The organism is Ochrobactrum sp. BTU2, from assembly GCF_024539785.1.
Classification (GTDB): Bacteria; Pseudomonadota; Alphaproteobacteria; order Rhizobiales; family Rhizobiaceae; genus Brucella; species Brucella anthropi.
Map to the genome: position 1 here is coordinate 13764 of NZ_JAHWRG010000004.1, position 15226 is coordinate 28989.

The following is a 15226-nucleotide window of genomic DNA, read 5'->3' on the forward strand; positions in this document are numbered from 1 at the left end:
TGTTCGTATGGCGGGGCAGTAGCAAGTGCAAGCGGCAAGGCGTATAAGGCTGAAATGTCGAGCCAGCAAATCACTCAGTCGCGGCAAGCCCAACCCGACAGGCGCAACGCCTGCCCCGGTCTTTCGCGTATGGTTATGGCCAGGGATGGGGCTATTGCCCGTATCAAACTGAGGCTCGGTCGCCTTTCTGCCGATCAGGCGCGTTCAATTGCAGCAATAGCCGAACGTTTCGATGCGGGCGCGATAGAGCTGTCGATTCGCTCCAATATCCAGTTGCGCGGTATTGCGCCCAGACATTGGAACGATGCCGTCGCGGCACTTCAGGCGGCTGGCCTTGGCGCCGACAATCCCGGCGCGGATGATATTCGCAATGTGATGGTCAGCCCCACCGCTGGCATTGACCGGGGCCAGATATGCAACGTCACCGGACTGGCATCATCTGTGCTGAACATGCTGCAGGCCAATGAGGCTTTCTATGCCCTGTCGCCGAAATTCTCGTTGCAGATCGACGGTGGCGAAGACTGCGCGATGATTTCCCATCCGGGTGACATCTGGCTTTCGGCAATAGACGGCGAAACCTTTGCCTTTGGCCTTGCTTCGTCTCCCGACAGGGAAGCGATGGGGGCTATAGACGCACAGCACGCCCTGCCCTTCATGGAAGCGTTGCTCCACCATTTTTTACGCCAAGGCAGTTTTGCACGGATGAAGCATCTGTTCGAGGCCACCCCTCCATCAAAACTTCTGGCGGAACTGAACCGGGGATTGTCGTTCCCCATCCACCCCGCAACCGGTTGGAAGCGCAAGGCACCGATGCCATTTTCGCATCTCGGCAACAACCAGCAATCTGACGGTTCATTTTATGTCGGTGCCATGCCGCTCATGGGACGGCTGGCGTCGCAGCAACTTGCTGATCTGGCAGACCTCTCCGACAGCGGAAAACGTGAACTGCGCCTTACGCCGTGGCAAGGCGTTATCCTGCCTTATGTAGGCGAAACCCAGATTGGTGAAGTAACCGAAAAACTTCGTTCGCTTGACCTCGAAACGAAAGCCGAGGCCCCACATGCGCGGCTTCGTGCCTGTTCGGGATCAAATGGCTGCGTCTCCGCACTCGCCGACACACAGACAGACGGTAAAAGGCTGGCAACATATCTGGCACCGGGAAAATCATCCGTGCACATCACGGGATGCGCCAAGTCATGCGCAGCACTTGCACCTTTGCCGCACACGCTTCTGGCGCGCTCGACAGGTCGCTACGATCTTTACGCGCAAGAGACGTTTCCGCAAGACGGGGCTGGACCATCGCGCTTTGGACGGCTATTGGCGACTGATATCACCATTGACGAAGCGGCGTGCCTTCTGAACGCCCGACACTGATTAGAGCGGTCACCATGACAGACTATATTCGCGATGGGCAGGCCATTTACGACCGGTCCTTCGCCATCATTCGCGCCGAGGCCGATCTAAGCCGGATACCAGCCGATCTGGAAAAGCTTGCAGTCCGTGTCATTCATGCCTGTGGCATGGTGGATGTGGTCAATGACCTCGCTTTCTCGGAAGGCGCTGGCAAAGCCGGACGCGACGCTCTGCTCGCCGGTGCGCCCATTCTTTGTGATGCACGCATGGTGGCAGAGGGTATTACACGCTCTCGTCTGCCTGCCAATAATGAAGTCATCTGCACGCTGAACGACCCATCGGTTCCCGAGCTTGCAACGAAGATCGACAATACCCGCTCGGCTGCAGCGCTCGACCTCTGGCTCCAGCATCTCGGCAACAGTATTGTTGCAATCGGCAATGCACCGACCGCCCTCTTCCGCCTGTTCGAATTGCTGGATGCTGGCGCGCCAAAACCTGCGCTCATCATCGGCATGCCGGTTGGCTTTGTCGGCGCGGCAGAATCCAAAGACGAACTCGCCGCCAACAGCCGCGGTGTACCTTATGTGATTGTACGCGGAAGACGCGGTGGCAGCGCCATGACGGCGGCGGCAGTCAATGCGCTTGCCTCGGAGCGCGAATAATGACGGTAAAAGGCAGACTGTTTGGCCTGGGCGTTGGCCCCGGCGATCCCGAACTGATAACGCTTAAAGCCCTGCGTCTCCTCAAAAGCGCACCGGTTGTGGCTTATCACGCAGCCAAGGGGAAGAAGGGCAATGCCCTCACAATAGTCGAGGAATATCTTTCACCGGAACAGGTTCTGGTGCCGTTGATCTATCCAGTGACGACGGAAAAGCTTCCCGCGCATATGGATTACGAACAGATCGTCAGCGATTTCTACGGCGAGATAACGAGCACGATAGCGAGCCATCTTGATAGAGGTCAGGATGTGGCCGTGATAGCGGAAGGCGACCCGTTTTTCTACGGCTCGTTCATGTATATTCATGACCGGCTTGCCGATCAGTATGAAACGGAAGTCGTGCCCGGTGTCTGCTCCGTCCTTGGCGCTTCGGCTGTACTGGGCGCGCCACTGGTCTATCGCAATCAGACATTATCCGTTCTCTCCGGCGTCATGAGCGCAGAAGAACTGACGCGACGGCTCGCGGATACAGGCGCTGCAGCTATCATGAAGCTTGGCAAAAACCTCGATAAGGTCCGCGCTGTGCTGGGCGAGCTCGGTCTCATGGACCGTGCGCTCTATGTTGAGCGCGCCACCATGGCCAATCAGCGCATTGTGCCACTTGCCGAAGTCGACAGTAGCGACTGTCCCTATTTTTCAATCATTCTCGTTCCGGGGCAAAAATGGAACGGCGCGTGATTCCTGCGATTCTGGTTCTCGGAGAAGCCGCGGTTCCTGCCGCGCGGCGGATCGCATCGGTGCTGGAACGCGCCGAAATACGCGGCCTCCAGAACCGTGTTGCGTCGCTGGATGAAACCTTCGTGCATTTCGGCGATGCGGTCAGGTCGCTTTATGAGGAGGGCCGCCCCATCATCGCGCTTTGTGCAGCCGGTATCGTCATCCGGGCGCTGGCACCATTGCTGCAGAACAAGCGCGTCGAACCGCCGGTTCTTGCTGTCGCCGAAGATGGAAGCGCAGTTGTGCCGCTTCTGGGTGGTCTCTCCGGTGTCAATGACATGGCTCGGCAGATTGCGGCAGCACTTGAGGTTGCGCCTGCCATAACCACGTCCGGCGAACTGCGGTTCGGTATCAATCTGCTGCACCCGCCTGCCGAACTGACCCTTGCCAGTACTGACGACGCGAAAAATTTCACGTCGAACCTGCTTGCGGGACAGAAGGTGCAGCTTGACGGAAAATCACGCTGGCTTGCTAATTCCAAACTGCCTTTCGCCAATGACGGTGCGCTGACGATCAGCATAACGCCCCACATCCGCACACCCCAGCCAGACGAGCTGATTTATCATCCGCGCAGTGTGGCGATTGGCGTCGATAGGGTCAGCGAGAACATTCAGAACGATATTGAAGATGCACTTGCCAAGGCGGGGATTGTCCCAGCGTCGCTGGCATTGCTTCTCGCCCACGAAAAAGACTGTACTTCGCCGCGGCTCCAAGAGGCTGCGGCGAAAATTGGTGTCCCGCTGCGCTATGTGGCGAATGCAACCGATGCTCGTGAGATCGTTCTTCATTCGGTGGAACAGCCGGTTCAACTGATGGAGAGCTTGGGGCTTGCCATTGCCGTGGCTGCCACCCCGGCAGATGTTCTGTTTGTCGGTCGAAAACGTGGCAAGCTGGTCGTTATCGGCCTTGGGCCCGGATCACGAGAGCTAATGACGCCTGCCGTTCAGCACGAACTGGAACAGGCCGAAGACATTCTCGGCTATGAGACCTATGTGCGGATGGCGGAAGAAAACCTTCGTCCTTTCCGCGCCGATCAGATCGTTCATATGACTGATAATCGGGAAGAAATGCAACGGGCACATCATGCATTCGAACTCGCTGCTTCCGGGCGACATGTCGCCATGGTTTCTTCGGGAGATCCCGGTGTCTTCGCCATGGCTGCGGCAGTCGTGGAGGCGCTTCACGAAACGGAAAATGCGGCATGGCACGGCGTGGAGCTCGTCATCCAGCCCGGCATTTCCGCTGCAATGGCCGCCGCATCGCGGATCGGAGCGCCGCTTGGACACGACTTCTGCATTATTTCGCTATCGGACAATCTGAAACCCTGGGAAATTATCGAGAAGCGCCTTGCGCTTGCCGCCGAAGCCGATCTCGCCATGGCGTTCTACAATCCCATCTCCAAGGCACGTCCGCATCAGCTTGGTCGCGCGCTTGAAATCCTGCGGCAATATCGGTCTCCCGAAACGCCCGTTGTCCTTGGGCGCGACATAGGCAGACCGGCTGAGACTACACGGACAACCATGCTCGGCGCACTGACACCAGATGATGTCGATATGCGAACCGTTGTGATTGTCGGCTCGTCCCACACGCAAGTTTTTGCGAAGTCTGATGGCAGGGAGTGGGTTTATACACCGCGCTGGTACGGCGAAAAGCCAGAGAAATGACAAACAAAAAAGGCAGGGAAAACCCTGCCTTTTTCATGTGTTATCCCTGATTGTTGAATCAGTTCTTCTTCGCCTTAGCCTTTTTCGGCTGGGCAGCGGCGGTTGCATCGACCTTGGCTGCTGCCGCTTCAGCTGCAACCTGATCGGCACTCTTCGGCGACGTATCGATAACAGCGCGCACACCGCCCATGGCGGTCAGCTGGCAAACAGCGGTACGCAGATCGACCTTGAGATCGACATCGGTGCCGCCTGCTGCACCCGGACGGGAGTTGATGGCAGAGATAGCGTGTTCCGGCAGGAAATACTTGTTGGCAGCGGCAGTGATGCACGGCTGCGCGAGCGCCGGATCGACATAAGCCGTCGGCGTGAAGCGAGGCATCGAAATCGTCGGCGCGCTGATCGGGGCATCGGTCTTGCCCGGCGTCGCCGTCGTGGTTGGTACAGTCGTCGTGCAGGCAGCGGCAAGCGGGGCCAACATGGCAATGGCTAGAAAACGGGCTCCGGTGCGGGCGCGTCCGTACATGATCTACCTCATAGGATCTGCTGAGTAGGTAAAATTTTAAGTTCGATAACTATTCGGTTTTGCTCGATTGTCGAGTGGCAGGAAGGTCACATTGCCAGAATTTCGATTCGCATCCACAGTCTGGCATCACTGTTTTGCTAGAATCCAGTTCAGCATCTCGCGCCAGTCGGACATGCGGATCGGCGTGCCGTGATTACCACTTTCGAAACGCCGGAACTGGACCGGATAACCCGGCGCGCGCTTGCGGATCTCGCGATAAAAGGCTTCCTGCTTGTCGATTGCAAAAACCGGATCACGGCTGCCATGTCCGAAGAAGACTGGCACACGTTTCTTGAATGCGGGTGACTTGAAAAATCCGTCATCCCAAAGCGAGCCGAGCAGAATAAGGCCTGCGAGCTGGTTCCCCGCCTTTTCATCAGCCGCTATGCGCCAGCATAGTGTTCCGCCTTGCGAGCCGCAGGACAGGATCAACGGAGCGCTCGGTGATGATGCCTTGGCTGCTTCGATCAATCCGGCAATCTGCGCCTCACCCGCATCGGCAAAATCCTTGAAATCCGGCGTGATATAGAGACCGCCATTCAATGCCGCGAGATTCTTCACACGGTTGAAATTGCCGCCAAAGGTAAAATCATTCATACCTTGCAGGCGATTACCGCCCCTACCATGCAGGTAGATGACGATAAAGGACGCGCCTTCGCGCTTGCCTGCTGTCATGGCCTTCACCGGCCCGGCAGCAGTCTGAAAGGTAACGTCCTTCTGGTAAGCGCGCGCCTTCAGCGAGACATAAGCATCTTTCACGCGCTTTTCAGGCACCGCATCGCGCCCGTTGATATCGCGCATCTCGTTGTAATCGATAACCTTGTAATCACCATCGTCAGCGCTGCTGATAATGCCGGGATAGGCGAAATAATCGTCCTTGTATGGCGGCAAAGACGCTGCCCCGGATGCCATCACAGTTGAAAACAGAAACAATGCCCCAAACAGGCCACCTATTCCATGCTTCAACATTCTATGGCTCATCGGATTACAGCTCCAGCGTATGATAGCGCCTGTTGAGATAGACCAGCGCCTCGTCCTCGGCTTTGGACCGCAGGCCCACGACTTCCCCGAAAAGGACGTGATGCGTGGAGTGATCCTGCACGCTGACCACCCGGCAATCGAAAGCGGCAAGTGCACCCTGCAATATGGGTGCTCCGGTCACCTGAACATCCCAGCGCGCCAGTTCGAACCGCTCATCCTGGGTCAGGCCGATACGGCCCGAAAAAGCGTCTGCGAGCTGTTGGTGCGACCCCGCGAGCGTGTTGACGGCGAACACGCCGTTTTCGATGAACAGCCGGTTTTCTTCATGAATCTTTTGCAGGCAAATCAGGATCGTCGGCGGATTATCCGAAACCGAACAGGCCGCCGTCAGCGTCAGACCACGCCTTCCCGCACTACCGGCAGTCGTGACGATCTGTACTGCGCCGGCGTAATGACTCATGGCATCCCGATAGGACTTGGATTCCACCGAAGCTGCACTTGAAATGATGTTCTTAATCGTTTGCACGTCCAACAGAATCCGTCTCGCCCTATGGCATGTTATCTGAAGCCAGCTACCCTGGTAACAAGTCCGCATAACGAGCCCAAATAAGGGGCCCACATAACGGGCATTGCACAAAGGCCAGGAAACAGCTACCCACTTTTCGTTGAAAATGCCACGAATTGTTTAATGAAGACGGATCACGTGATCGAGCTTGGGAAACGTCCGACCGCAGCGCTGACAAGTATCATCCTTATACTGCTGGCCAGTTCAGTACTGGCGCAGGCGGAGGATATGCGCGTCGGGCTCGCAGCACCGCTGTCCGGAACGTTCGCTCCATTGGGCAATCAGCTGGCGGAAGGCGCTCGTGTAGCCGCCACTGCAAAAGGCGCAGAACTCGTTATTTTCGATGATCGCTGCGATGCTGAAGGCGGCAAGGAAGCCGCAGAACGCTTCGTCAAGGAAAACGTCCGGGTCGTCACCGGCTTTCTGTGCCCGGAAGCGCTTGAAGCAGCACTTCCGGTTCTCGCAGCCAGCAACATACCTGTTGTGACATCAGGCGTCAGCGAAGCCACGTTGACTGAAAGACGTGCCCCCGTGCCGATGGCGGTATTCCGTCTTGCAACCGGCCTCGACAAGGAAACACAGGCAACCGGGAGCTTCCTTGGCAGCCTTTGGCGCGCGCAATCTTTCGCAATCATCGATGATGGTACCATCGAAGGACGCGAACGAGCTGCACGCGTTTTAGCCAGCCTTAAAGAGCAACAACTACAGCCGGTTTTCACAGACACCTACCGACCGGGTCTCGATAACCAGAATGCTCTGGTCGCCCGGTTGCGGCGCGCAGGCGCTACCCATGTTTATGTCGGCGGTGAACGCGACGATATTGCGGCTATAGGCGCAAGCGCTACCGCGCTCAACTACCCGCTGACAATTGCAGGCGGCAGTCTTCTTGACGCAGCACCCGGCACACAACCCCTAAGTCAGGGCACGTTGATGATTGCCCCGCTCCGTCCGCAGGAACTCTCGACGGCAAAGCCAGCAATCGATGCATTGCGTCAAGCCGGGAAACTTGCAGACGCCTATGCAATCATTGGCTATGCCAGTGCGGAAATCCCTGCGGATGTGATCAAGCGTGCCGACGAGCAGAAGCTGCCGATTATCGACACACTCCGCAATAATTCCTTTGAAACCGTTCTTGGCTCGATCAAGTTCGATGGCAATGGTGTCCGAACCGACAACCCGAACCGCCTGCAGCGGTTCGATGGCAAGCGGTTCGTGCTAGCCGACAAGTAGCCCAATCAGGCTTGCAGCAATCATCAGTCCGGTCATCAGGCTCATCGTCGACCAGAAAAGATGAAGCGCGGCATCGATATCATCAGCGTTGGCGTCGCGCTTGCCGGATGCATTCAGCATCGGCCCTTCGACTTTCTCCGCCCCATATTGGCGCGGACCGGCAAGCGCCAGCCCCAGCCCGCCTGCAAAAGCCGATTCCGGCCAGCCAGCATTGGGCGAGCGATGCAGACGTGCATCACGGCGCATAACGGAAAACGCTTCTTTGCCTGAAAGCCTGTCTTTCGTGATCGCGGTGGCAAGGGAGGCGAGCAGTCCGGTCAGTCTGGCTGGGATATAATTAGCGACATCGTCCAGCTTTGCGGCAAAACGACCAAAGTCATGATAGCGATCATTCAGATGGCCGATCATGGAATCAGCGGTATTGATCAGCTTGTAGGCGAACAAACCAGGTAGCCCACCGACCAGAAACCAGAACGCAGGTGCAACGATACCATCTGAAGCGTTTTCCGCGAGGCTTTCTATCGCTGCACGACTGACACCGCCTTCATCGAGATGTTCGGGATTGCGCCCGACGATCATCGACACAGCCCGACGACCGCCTTCGATCCCTTCCTCACGCAATGCCAGTGCGACCGCCTGCACATGATCGGCAAGGCTTTTCTGTGCAAGCAACACCGTCACGATCAGGATTTCGGCAACTGCACCGGCAGTCCCGGCGAAGGGTAACGAGAGTTCAAGGATGAGCCCCAGAACCACACAGGCCATCACCAGCCCGATCGTCAGCCACATGCCGTTTCGGCGAAGCACCGAGGCAGAGAGATTGCGATTGTTCCAGCGCTTTTCGCCCCACGAAATTGCTTTCCCGAACAGGACGACGGGGTGCGGCACCTTCTGCCATAGCTGCGGCGGGTCGCCGACAAAGCGATCCAGAAGAAGCGCCAGCGAAAGAATAATCAGCTTTATTTCCATGAGCTTGACCAGAAAAACTGAATCAAAATTTCAACGCCTTTTCGAACCGCGCAAGCGCCACATCATCCAAAGGCAAACCAATGCGCAACCAGCGCGGGGCGTAATCGAATTTCCGGATCAGAATATGTCTCTCGCACAATCTGGTGTAAATCCCGATTGCATCCACGTCTTCGACGAGAGAAAATAACGCCGTGCCGCCAATTTCCTTCAGACCGCTTTTGTCCAGAACAGCCGACAACTCCGCCCGCCGCAGATCAACACGGGCGCGATAATCCGCAAGCGTTCCGGCATCGCTGAAAGCATGATTGGCGATTGCCAGTGCCGGGCCAGAAACCGCCCATGGTCCAAGCCGCCGCTCCAACGCTTCAACAAGACGACCGCCTGTAATTGCAAAGCCCAGACGAACGCCAGCAAGCCCGAAAAACTTGCCGAAGGATTTCAGCACGATCATCGGTGCATCTTCCGCATTTGCCGCAATGCTGACAGCCTCATGCGCGTCGGCGAACGCCTCATCAACAACCAGAAACCCGCCGCGAGCACCGAGTTTCTGTGCAAGTTGCAGGAGAGCCTCTTTCGAAATCACGCGACCGTCTGGATTGTTCGGATTAACGATGACTGCCGCTGTTGCCTCACTCGGAATTTCATCAAGCGTCACACATTGCACAACCTTCCAGCCGGAAGCGGCGAACGAAGCAGCGTGTTCCTGATAGGTCGGTCCGAGGATGGCTACCGTCGACGGCGCGATCAGCGTTGGAACGAGCTGGATCAAAGCCTGCGTGCCCGGCGCTGCAACGATCGGTACTTTCTCGTTCAGTCGATAATAGCTGCGGGCCAGTCGCAACGTTTCCTGTAACAATCCTTCATCAGGCAGACGGTTCCAGATTTCAGGTGTCAGTTCGGGAAGCGGAAAATGCTCTGGATTGATGCCCGTCGAAAGGTCGAGCCAGTCTTGCGGCCTGCCACCAAAACGCGCGACGGCCTTGTCGAGCGCGCCGCCATGCTCGATTTCTGCACTCAAGCTTTCTCTCCGCAAAAATCGATGACATGCATGAACGAGCCTGAAACGGAGCCGACTCTCAGGCCTGCCTCGCCAACATCGTCGCCGACAGCATCACGCACACGGAAAAGACGATCAGCCTTTCCTTCACGCACGATGCTGGCATAGTGAAACTCATGCGCTTTCAGTGGCTCCGTCCAGGGAGAACCTTCAAGCGGTTCCAGCACCCGGTAGCCAAGATGAAGCTTTCTTTTCGCAAAACTCGTCTCAAGCTGCAAAAGACCCAGCATTGGATGCGCAACACCCTCCGCATCCTGCAAGCTTTCGCCGAGAACCATGTAACCGCCACATTCGCCGTAAACTGTTACCCCACGGGCTGCAGCTTCGCGTATGCCCGCCTGAAAGCGTCCTGCCTGCGCCAAACGCCCTGCATGCAATTCAGGATAGCCGCCCGGCAGATAGATTGCATCGGCATCCTGTCTCGGAGACTCATCGCCGAGCGGTGAGAAGAATGAAATCTCCACCCCTCGCCTGCGCCAGCCTTCAAACAAATGCGCATAGGCAAAGGCAAATGCGTCATCGCGGGCAACGGCAATGTGGTTGCCCAGCGGCTTCAGGCGCGGGACATTGGCCATCGCATCGAAGCGCTTCGGTCGCGACCAGATCGTCTGCAGCGCGTCCAGATCGATATGCGTTTCCATCGTATCTGCAGCGTGTTCGAGAAAGCTCTCAAGATCGGAGTGCTCGCCCGCCTGCACCAGCCCCAAGTGCCTTTCCGGCAAGGAAAGAGCAGTATCGCGAGGCAATGCACCAAGAACCGGAATACGGAGCGGCTCCAATGCGCCGCGCAACATAGCCTCATGCCGGGAGCTGCCAACGCGATTGAGGATGATGCCCGCAATCAGCACATCCTTGCGAAACTGGCTGAAACCCCAGACAAGAGCGGCAATGGAATGTGATTGCCGGGCACAATCCACCACCAGCACCACCGGCAGATCGAGAAGCCGGGCAAGATCGGCAGATGAACCCTTGCCGTCCATCGCTCCGTCAAAGAGCCCCATCATGCCCTCGGCAACCAATAGCCTGGCACCACTTTCCGTCATGCGGGAGGACAGTGCACTGATAAGTTCAGGGCGCATCGCCCAAGGGTCCAGATTGAAGCAATCCACCCCGCTTGCAGCCTTGTGGTAGGCGGGGTCGATATAGTCGGGACCGGCCTTGACCGGCGCAAGCGCTTCTCCCCGCCGCTTCAAGGCGCGCAGCAAACCCAGCGTTACCGTTGTCTTGCCAGACCCGGAAGCCGGCGCTGCTATCATGAACCCCTTCATGCGCTTCGCACTCCCTCATTTTGATTTCGTCTGGCAAGCGGATCGCTGGACAGGGCTTTGCCGTTCAACGCCCCCATCCAGTCCAGCCCGGCACGCAGACGAACCACTTCACCTACGACCACAATTGCAGGCGGGTTCAGCCCCGCCGCTTCAACATCTTTTGCAGCCCGCGCCAATGTCGTTTCAAGTACGGTCTGGTTGGGGAGGCTTGCATTGCACACGAAGGCGACAGGCTCATCCGGCGAACGCCCTGCCTCGATCAGCCGCCTGGCGATAAGGTCTATATGTTTCATCGCCATATACATGACGATAACCGGCGCAGACTTGGCGATCCCAGTCCAGTTGATTCCGTCAGGCATCGAGCCGCTGGCATCGTGACCGGTCAGAAAGGTCACCGATTGATTGATATCGCGATGGGTGGCTGCAATGCCTGCATAGGCAAGGCCGCCGATTCCTGCGGTCACTCCGGGAACGATGCGAAACGGAACACCATGCTCCACCAAGGTCAGCGCCTCTTCTGCTCCCCGTCCGAATACGAACGGATCACCGCCTTTCAGGCGCAGCACCTTCTTTCCCGATTTTGCAAGTTCGACAAGCCGCAGGGATATATCACGCTGTTTCGGTGAAGGCTTGCCGCCGCGCTTGCCTGCATATTCCAAAACAGCATCTGCATTCTTGAGAGACAGGCAGGCATCATCCACCAGCGCGTCGTAAACGATGAAATCCGCCTGTTGCAGGGCGTTGACAGCGTGAAGCGTCAAAAGACCGGGATCGCCCGGCCCGGCCCCAACGAGCCAGACATGGCCGGGCTCCATCGCAGGCAAGGTCACTTTGCTCCTCGCAATGACACATGCAGCCGTTTCTTCAGCCTTGTTCATTTTCATCAACCACTATTCTATCTGGCGGCACAGCTATCAGATACATTATAAGGCGTCCATGAATGACGAAACCGCTCCAACGAATAAAAGTCAGGAAAAAGCCGAGCTCCGCCGCGGCTGGACCACGGGCGCCTGCGCAACCGCTGCCACCAAGGCGGCATTGACGGCGCTTATTACCGGTGAATTTCCTGATCCCGTCGGTATAATTCTGCCCAAGGGGGAAGTACCCTATTTCCAGCTCGCCTATGAAGGGCTGGGCGATGGCTATGCGATGGCAGGCATCGTCAAGGATGCAGGCGACGATCCTGACGTGACCCATGGTGCCACGATCATCTCGACCGTATTCCCGGCCCCACCCGGAACCGGCGTCGTCTTTCGTGCAGGTGAAGGCGTTGGCACAGTTACGCGACCTGGCCTTCAAATCCCTCCGGGCGAAGCAGCTATTAATCCGGTCCCGCGCCGCATGATGACCGAAATCTGCGAGCAGATTTGCGCCGAATACGGCCTGCCCGCGGATATCGTCATTACGATATCAGTGCCCGGCGGCGAAGAGATTGCCAAAAAGACATGGAACCCGCGTCTCGGTATCGTCGGCGGTATTTCCATTCTCGGCACCACTGGTGTGGTCCACCCGTTTTCGTGTTCAGCCTGGATACATTCGATCCATCGCGGCATCGACGTTGCACGCGCAGCCGGGCAGAAACATGTCCTCGGCGCGACAGGTTCGACGTCCGAGGATGCTGCGCAGGCGCTCTATGATCTGCCCGATTTTGCCATTCTCGACATGGGCGATTTCGCTGGCGGTGTGCTCAAATATCTGCGCGAGCATCCTATCGACAAACTTACGATCGCAGGCGGTTTCGCCAAGCTGACGAAGCTTGCGCAAGGTGCGCTCGACCTCCATTCTTCACGGTCGCAAGTGGACAAGAGTTTCCTTTGGACCCTCGCCGAAAAGGCTGGCGCGCCGGAAAGCATGAAGGATCAGATTCTCTTTGCGAACACTGCGCTGGAAGTACTTGAACTGACTCAATCAATCGGCCTCGACATGGCCACGCCAATTGCGCTCAAGGCGAAGGAAACCGCGCTCGAAACCCTTCGCGGCGCGCCGGTCGCGGTCGAGATTATCGTAACTGATCGCAGTGGGAATATCCTTGCGCGCGTCTGACCCCAAGATACTCATTCTCGGCGGAACGACCGAGGCTGCGGCACTTGCAACGGCCTTCGCAGGGCTGCCCGTCAATGCCATTACCTCGCTTGCCGGGCGTACCAGCAATCCAGCCAAACTGACCGGAACGGTTCGAAGCGGTGGCTTCGGAGGTGTTGATGGGCTTGCTGCCTATCTCGACGAAGAACGGATAGACCTCATCATTGATGCGACCCATCCCTATGCCGCACGCATCTCGCAAAATGCAATGCAGGCGGCAGGCAAGCGCAGCATACCGTTGGTGAGGCTGGAGCGCCCCGCCTGGGAGGAAAAGCCGGGAGATCATTGGATTGATATTTCCGACGAAGCCGAAGCCGCGAACGCCATCCCATCCGGCGAGCGTGTGTTTCTGGCGCTCGGTCGCCAGCATATCGCCCCTTTTGCGAAGCGTGCCGATGCTCATTTCGTCATCCGCATGATCGATCCACCGGATGTGGCACTACCACAGGATTGCGAAATCGTTCTGGCGAGACCCGGCGATTACGCTGCGGAGAAGCGTTTTCTGGAAGGCCGCAGGATCGGGCTGATCGTCAGCCGCAATTCGGGCGGCACCATTTCCTATGCAAAAATCGAGGCTGCCCGTGCACTGGGACTTCCGGTCATGATGATTTCTCGGCCACCGGTCGCGGCCAGAAACGTTGTCACCTCGCCAGAAGAGGCAATCATATTCGCCCGCAAAGCACTAGGTTTTTGAACGCGCCGCGTGGCTGTGCGCTTCATGGTAAAGCGCTGAATCGCGAAAGCTTTTAGGGTCCAGTCCGCGCCCGACAAAAATCATTGCCGTACGTTTCAACCCGAATGCAGCCACCTTCTCCGCTATATCTGACAGCGTACCGCGTAGAATTTGTTCATCAGGCCATCCAACGCGATAGGCGATAACCACCGGGCAATCAGCACCGTAAAGAGGTGTCAGCTCGGCCTCGATTTTGTTGAGGTTCCGGATGGAAAGATGGATCACCAGCGTCGCACCCGACCGCCCGAGTGTGGTAAGGTCTTCGCCTTCAGGCATGGCAGACGATTTCATCGAGGTACGGGTCAGGATGATTGTCTGATTGACCTCGGGAATGGTCAGTTCCTGCTTCATGGCAGCGGCAGCGGCTGCAAAAGCTGGCACCCCCGGCGTCACATCATATGGAATGCCTAGACTGTCCAGCCGACGCATCTGTTCAGCCATAGCGCCATAAATCGACGGGTCGCCCGAATGCACTCGCGCAACGTCGAGGCCTTGCACATGTGCTGCTTCCATCTCAGCGATAATCTCGTCCAGCGTTAGCGATGAACTGTCGACCAGACGCACATCCTTCGGTGCTCCGGCAACAACCTCCTTCGGCACCAGCGAGCCCGCATAGATGCAGACAGGACATTGCTCGATGAGGCGCAGACCGCGCACGGTGATAAGGTCCGCCGCGCCGGGGCCGGCTCCAATGAAATGAACAGTCACGATTTCCCCTTCCTGAACTGCGGACATGACTTTCCGTGATGTCGAAAGTCAATCCGTTTCCGGCAAAAGCTCTTCGATATCGTTGAAGATCGACTGCCATTCCTCATCCGTCAGTTCGAAGAAATTGAAGCTGCGCAACAGGAATGCACCTTCATTGGCTATGAAGGCCAGCCGAGTCCTGCGCCCTTCCGGTGTGGAGACGTCAAGCCCATCCCATTGCTTGCGATACCAGAGACGGGTTTCATCCAGATGTTCGGTGTTAGGAATGAGACTGGTCATCATGGCCGCAAAGCGCGAGTCGTCTTCGGCATCGCTTTCGCGGGTCACGCGAATATGGGCGGCGATATGAGAAAGCGCGTCCATGCGGCCTTGCTTTTTCTTGTCGACCTGTGCGTCGAAACGATCGCCCCACCGCCCGATCATCGCTTTCAAAAGCCCGTCCTTATTGCCGAAGCAATACTGAACGCCCCCTTTGGTCACACCAGAAGCCTGTGCGACGGCATCCATGGTGAGGGCGACCAGCCCACCTTCGGCGACGAGCTTTTCAGCCATATCGAGCACATGGTCACGGTCGATTGAGCGCGGCCTGCCTATTTTGTGCAAATTTTCACTTTCCATA

At 57.3% G+C, this 15226-nt stretch carries 16 protein-coding genes; 7 read left to right on the plus strand and 9 right to left on the minus strand.

From position 1 onward, the window contains the following. The first annotated feature begins 54 nt into the window (after positions 1-54). From cobG to cobJ, 4 genes are read left to right on the plus strand one after another with little or no spacing between them, the layout of a single operon-like run. Positions 55-1374, plus strand: a complete 1320-nt coding sequence (cobG, locus tag KWJ32_RS12525) for a precorrin-3B synthase (protein WP_151610106.1) — start codon at positions 55-57, stop codon at positions 1372-1374. Positions 1375-1388: 14 nt separating this feature from the next. After that, complete coding sequence (locus tag KWJ32_RS12530; protein WP_151609976.1) at positions 1389-2015, plus strand: precorrin-8X methylmutase; 627 nt, start codon at positions 1389-1391, stop codon at positions 2013-2015. After that, the gene (locus tag KWJ32_RS12535) at positions 2015-2749 is read left to right on the plus strand and encodes a precorrin-2 C(20)-methyltransferase (protein WP_151609978.1); all 735 of its coding nucleotides are present in this window, start codon (positions 2015-2017) and stop codon (positions 2747-2749) included. Before KWJ32_RS12530 ends, KWJ32_RS12535 begins: the two co-directional genes overlap by 1 nt. After that, positions 2734-4452, plus strand: coding sequence for a precorrin-3B C(17)-methyltransferase (gene cobJ, locus KWJ32_RS12540; RefSeq protein WP_151609980.1), 1719 nt, complete (start codon positions 2734-2736; stop codon positions 4450-4452). Before KWJ32_RS12535 ends, cobJ begins: the two co-directional genes overlap by 16 nt. A gap of 58 nt (positions 4453-4510) precedes the next feature. Here the strand turns inward: cobJ and KWJ32_RS12545 are convergent, their stop codons facing one another. The 3 genes from KWJ32_RS12545 to KWJ32_RS12555 form a co-directional block, all read right to left on the minus strand. Beyond that, positions 4511-4975, minus strand: coding sequence for a hypothetical protein (locus KWJ32_RS12545; RefSeq protein WP_151609981.1), 465 nt, complete (start codon positions 4973-4975; stop codon positions 4511-4513). A gap of 126 nt (positions 4976-5101) precedes the next feature. Next, on the minus strand, positions 5102-5926 hold the full coding sequence (locus KWJ32_RS12550; RefSeq protein ID WP_231771490.1) for an alpha/beta hydrolase: 825 nt from the start codon (positions 5924-5926) through the stop codon (positions 5102-5104). Positions 5927-5999: 73 nt separating this feature from the next. Then, positions 6000-6521, minus strand: a complete 522-nt coding sequence (locus KWJ32_RS12555; protein ID WP_010659854.1) for a flavin reductase — start codon at positions 6519-6521, stop codon at positions 6000-6002. A gap of 177 nt (positions 6522-6698) precedes the next feature. Here KWJ32_RS12555 and KWJ32_RS12560 point away from each other — a divergent pair, with 177 nt between their 5' ends. Next, the gene (locus KWJ32_RS12560) at positions 6699-7790 is read left to right on the plus strand and encodes a branched-chain amino acid ABC transporter substrate-binding protein (RefSeq protein ID WP_151610107.1); all 1092 of its coding nucleotides are present in this window, start codon (positions 6699-6701) and stop codon (positions 7788-7790) included. Here the strand turns inward: KWJ32_RS12560 and cbiB are convergent. The 4 genes from cbiB to cobA are packed head-to-tail and all read right to left on the minus strand — an operon-like array spanning position 7776 to position 11962. Then, positions 7776-8759, minus strand: a complete 984-nt coding sequence (gene cbiB, locus KWJ32_RS12565; RefSeq protein WP_151609983.1) for an adenosylcobinamide-phosphate synthase CbiB — start codon at positions 8757-8759, stop codon at positions 7776-7778. The genes KWJ32_RS12560 and cbiB overlap by 15 nt on opposite strands. A gap of 22 nt (positions 8760-8781) precedes the next feature. Then, entirely contained in the window at positions 8782-9777 is a 996-nt protein-coding gene (gene cobD, locus KWJ32_RS12570; protein ID WP_012091869.1) for a threonine-phosphate decarboxylase CobD, read from the minus strand. After that, positions 9774-11084 carry a cobyrinate a,c-diamide synthase gene (locus KWJ32_RS12575; RefSeq protein WP_012091868.1) on the minus strand — a complete coding sequence of 437 codons (1311 nt, stop codon included), beginning with the start codon at positions 11082-11084 and terminating at the stop codon, positions 9774-9776. Before KWJ32_RS12575 ends, cobD begins: the two co-directional genes overlap by 4 nt. Then, a complete protein-coding gene (gene cobA / locus KWJ32_RS12580) occupies positions 11081-11962 on the minus strand; it encodes a uroporphyrinogen-III C-methyltransferase (RefSeq protein WP_012091867.1) in 882 nt (293 codons plus the stop codon). Before cobA ends, KWJ32_RS12575 begins: the two co-directional genes overlap by 4 nt. A 58-nt stretch (positions 11963-12020) precedes the next feature. Here cobA and KWJ32_RS12585 point away from each other — a divergent pair, with 58 nt between their 5' ends. Both KWJ32_RS12585 and KWJ32_RS12590 read left to right on the plus strand, forming a co-directional pair. Continuing rightward, positions 12021-13127: a cobalt-precorrin-5B (C(1))-methyltransferase gene (locus tag KWJ32_RS12585; RefSeq protein WP_012091866.1), complete on the plus strand. Its 1107-nt coding sequence runs from the start codon at positions 12021-12023 to the stop codon at positions 13125-13127. Beyond that, a complete protein-coding gene (locus KWJ32_RS12590; protein WP_012091865.1) occupies positions 13114-13860 on the plus strand; it encodes a cobalt-precorrin-6A reductase in 747 nt (248 codons plus the stop codon). Before KWJ32_RS12585 ends, KWJ32_RS12590 begins: the two co-directional genes overlap by 14 nt. On the opposite strand, the gene cobM is transcribed toward KWJ32_RS12590, so the two are convergent. Continuing rightward, positions 13849-14607 carry a precorrin-4 C(11)-methyltransferase gene (cobM, locus tag KWJ32_RS12595; RefSeq protein ID WP_040130107.1) on the minus strand — a complete coding sequence of 253 codons (759 nt, stop codon included), beginning with the start codon at positions 14605-14607 and terminating at the stop codon, positions 13849-13851. The two genes, KWJ32_RS12590 and cobM, sit on opposite strands and share 12 nt — an antisense overlap. A 48-nt stretch (positions 14608-14655) precedes the next feature. Further along, entirely contained in the window at positions 14656-15210 is a 555-nt protein-coding gene (locus KWJ32_RS12600; protein ID WP_010659845.1) for a TetR/AcrR family transcriptional regulator, read from the minus strand. Between the last annotated feature and the right edge of the window lie 16 nt (positions 15211-15226).

What these genes read in the sequence shown, in the direction of transcription:
- cobJ (WP_151609980.1), top strand. Translation starts at nt 2,734, where the DNA reads ATGGAACGGCGCGTGATTCCTGCGATTCTGGTTCTCGGAGAAGCCGCG.
- cobG (WP_151610106.1), top strand. Translation starts at nt 55, where the DNA reads ATGTCGAGCCAGCAAATCACTCAGTCGCGGCAAGCCCAACCCGACAGG.
- KWJ32_RS12545 (WP_151609981.1), bottom strand. Translation starts at nt 4,975, where the DNA reads ATGTACGGACGCGCCCGCACCGGAGCCCGTTTTCTAGCCATTGCCATG.
- KWJ32_RS12585 (WP_012091866.1), top strand. Translation starts at nt 12,021, where the DNA reads ATGAATGACGAAACCGCTCCAACGAATAAAAGTCAGGAAAAAGCCGAG.
- KWJ32_RS12535 (WP_151609978.1), top strand. Translation starts at nt 2,015, where the DNA reads ATGACGGTAAAAGGCAGACTGTTTGGCCTGGGCGTTGGCCCCGGCGAT.
- KWJ32_RS12575 (WP_012091868.1), bottom strand. Translation starts at nt 11,084, where the DNA reads ATGAAGGGGTTCATGATAGCAGCGCCGGCTTCCGGGTCTGGCAAGACA.
- KWJ32_RS12530 (WP_151609976.1), top strand. Translation starts at nt 1,389, where the DNA reads ATGACAGACTATATTCGCGATGGGCAGGCCATTTACGACCGGTCCTTC.
- cbiB (WP_151609983.1), bottom strand. Translation starts at nt 8,759, where the DNA reads ATGGAAATAAAGCTGATTATTCTTTCGCTGGCGCTTCTTCTGGATCGC.
- KWJ32_RS12550 (WP_231771490.1), bottom strand. Translation starts at nt 5,926, where the DNA reads ATGGCATCCGGGGCAGCGTCTTTGCCGCCATACAAGGACGATTATTTC.
- cobA (WP_012091867.1), bottom strand. Translation starts at nt 11,962, where the DNA reads ATGAACAAGGCTGAAGAAACGGCTGCATGTGTCATTGCGAGGAGCAAA.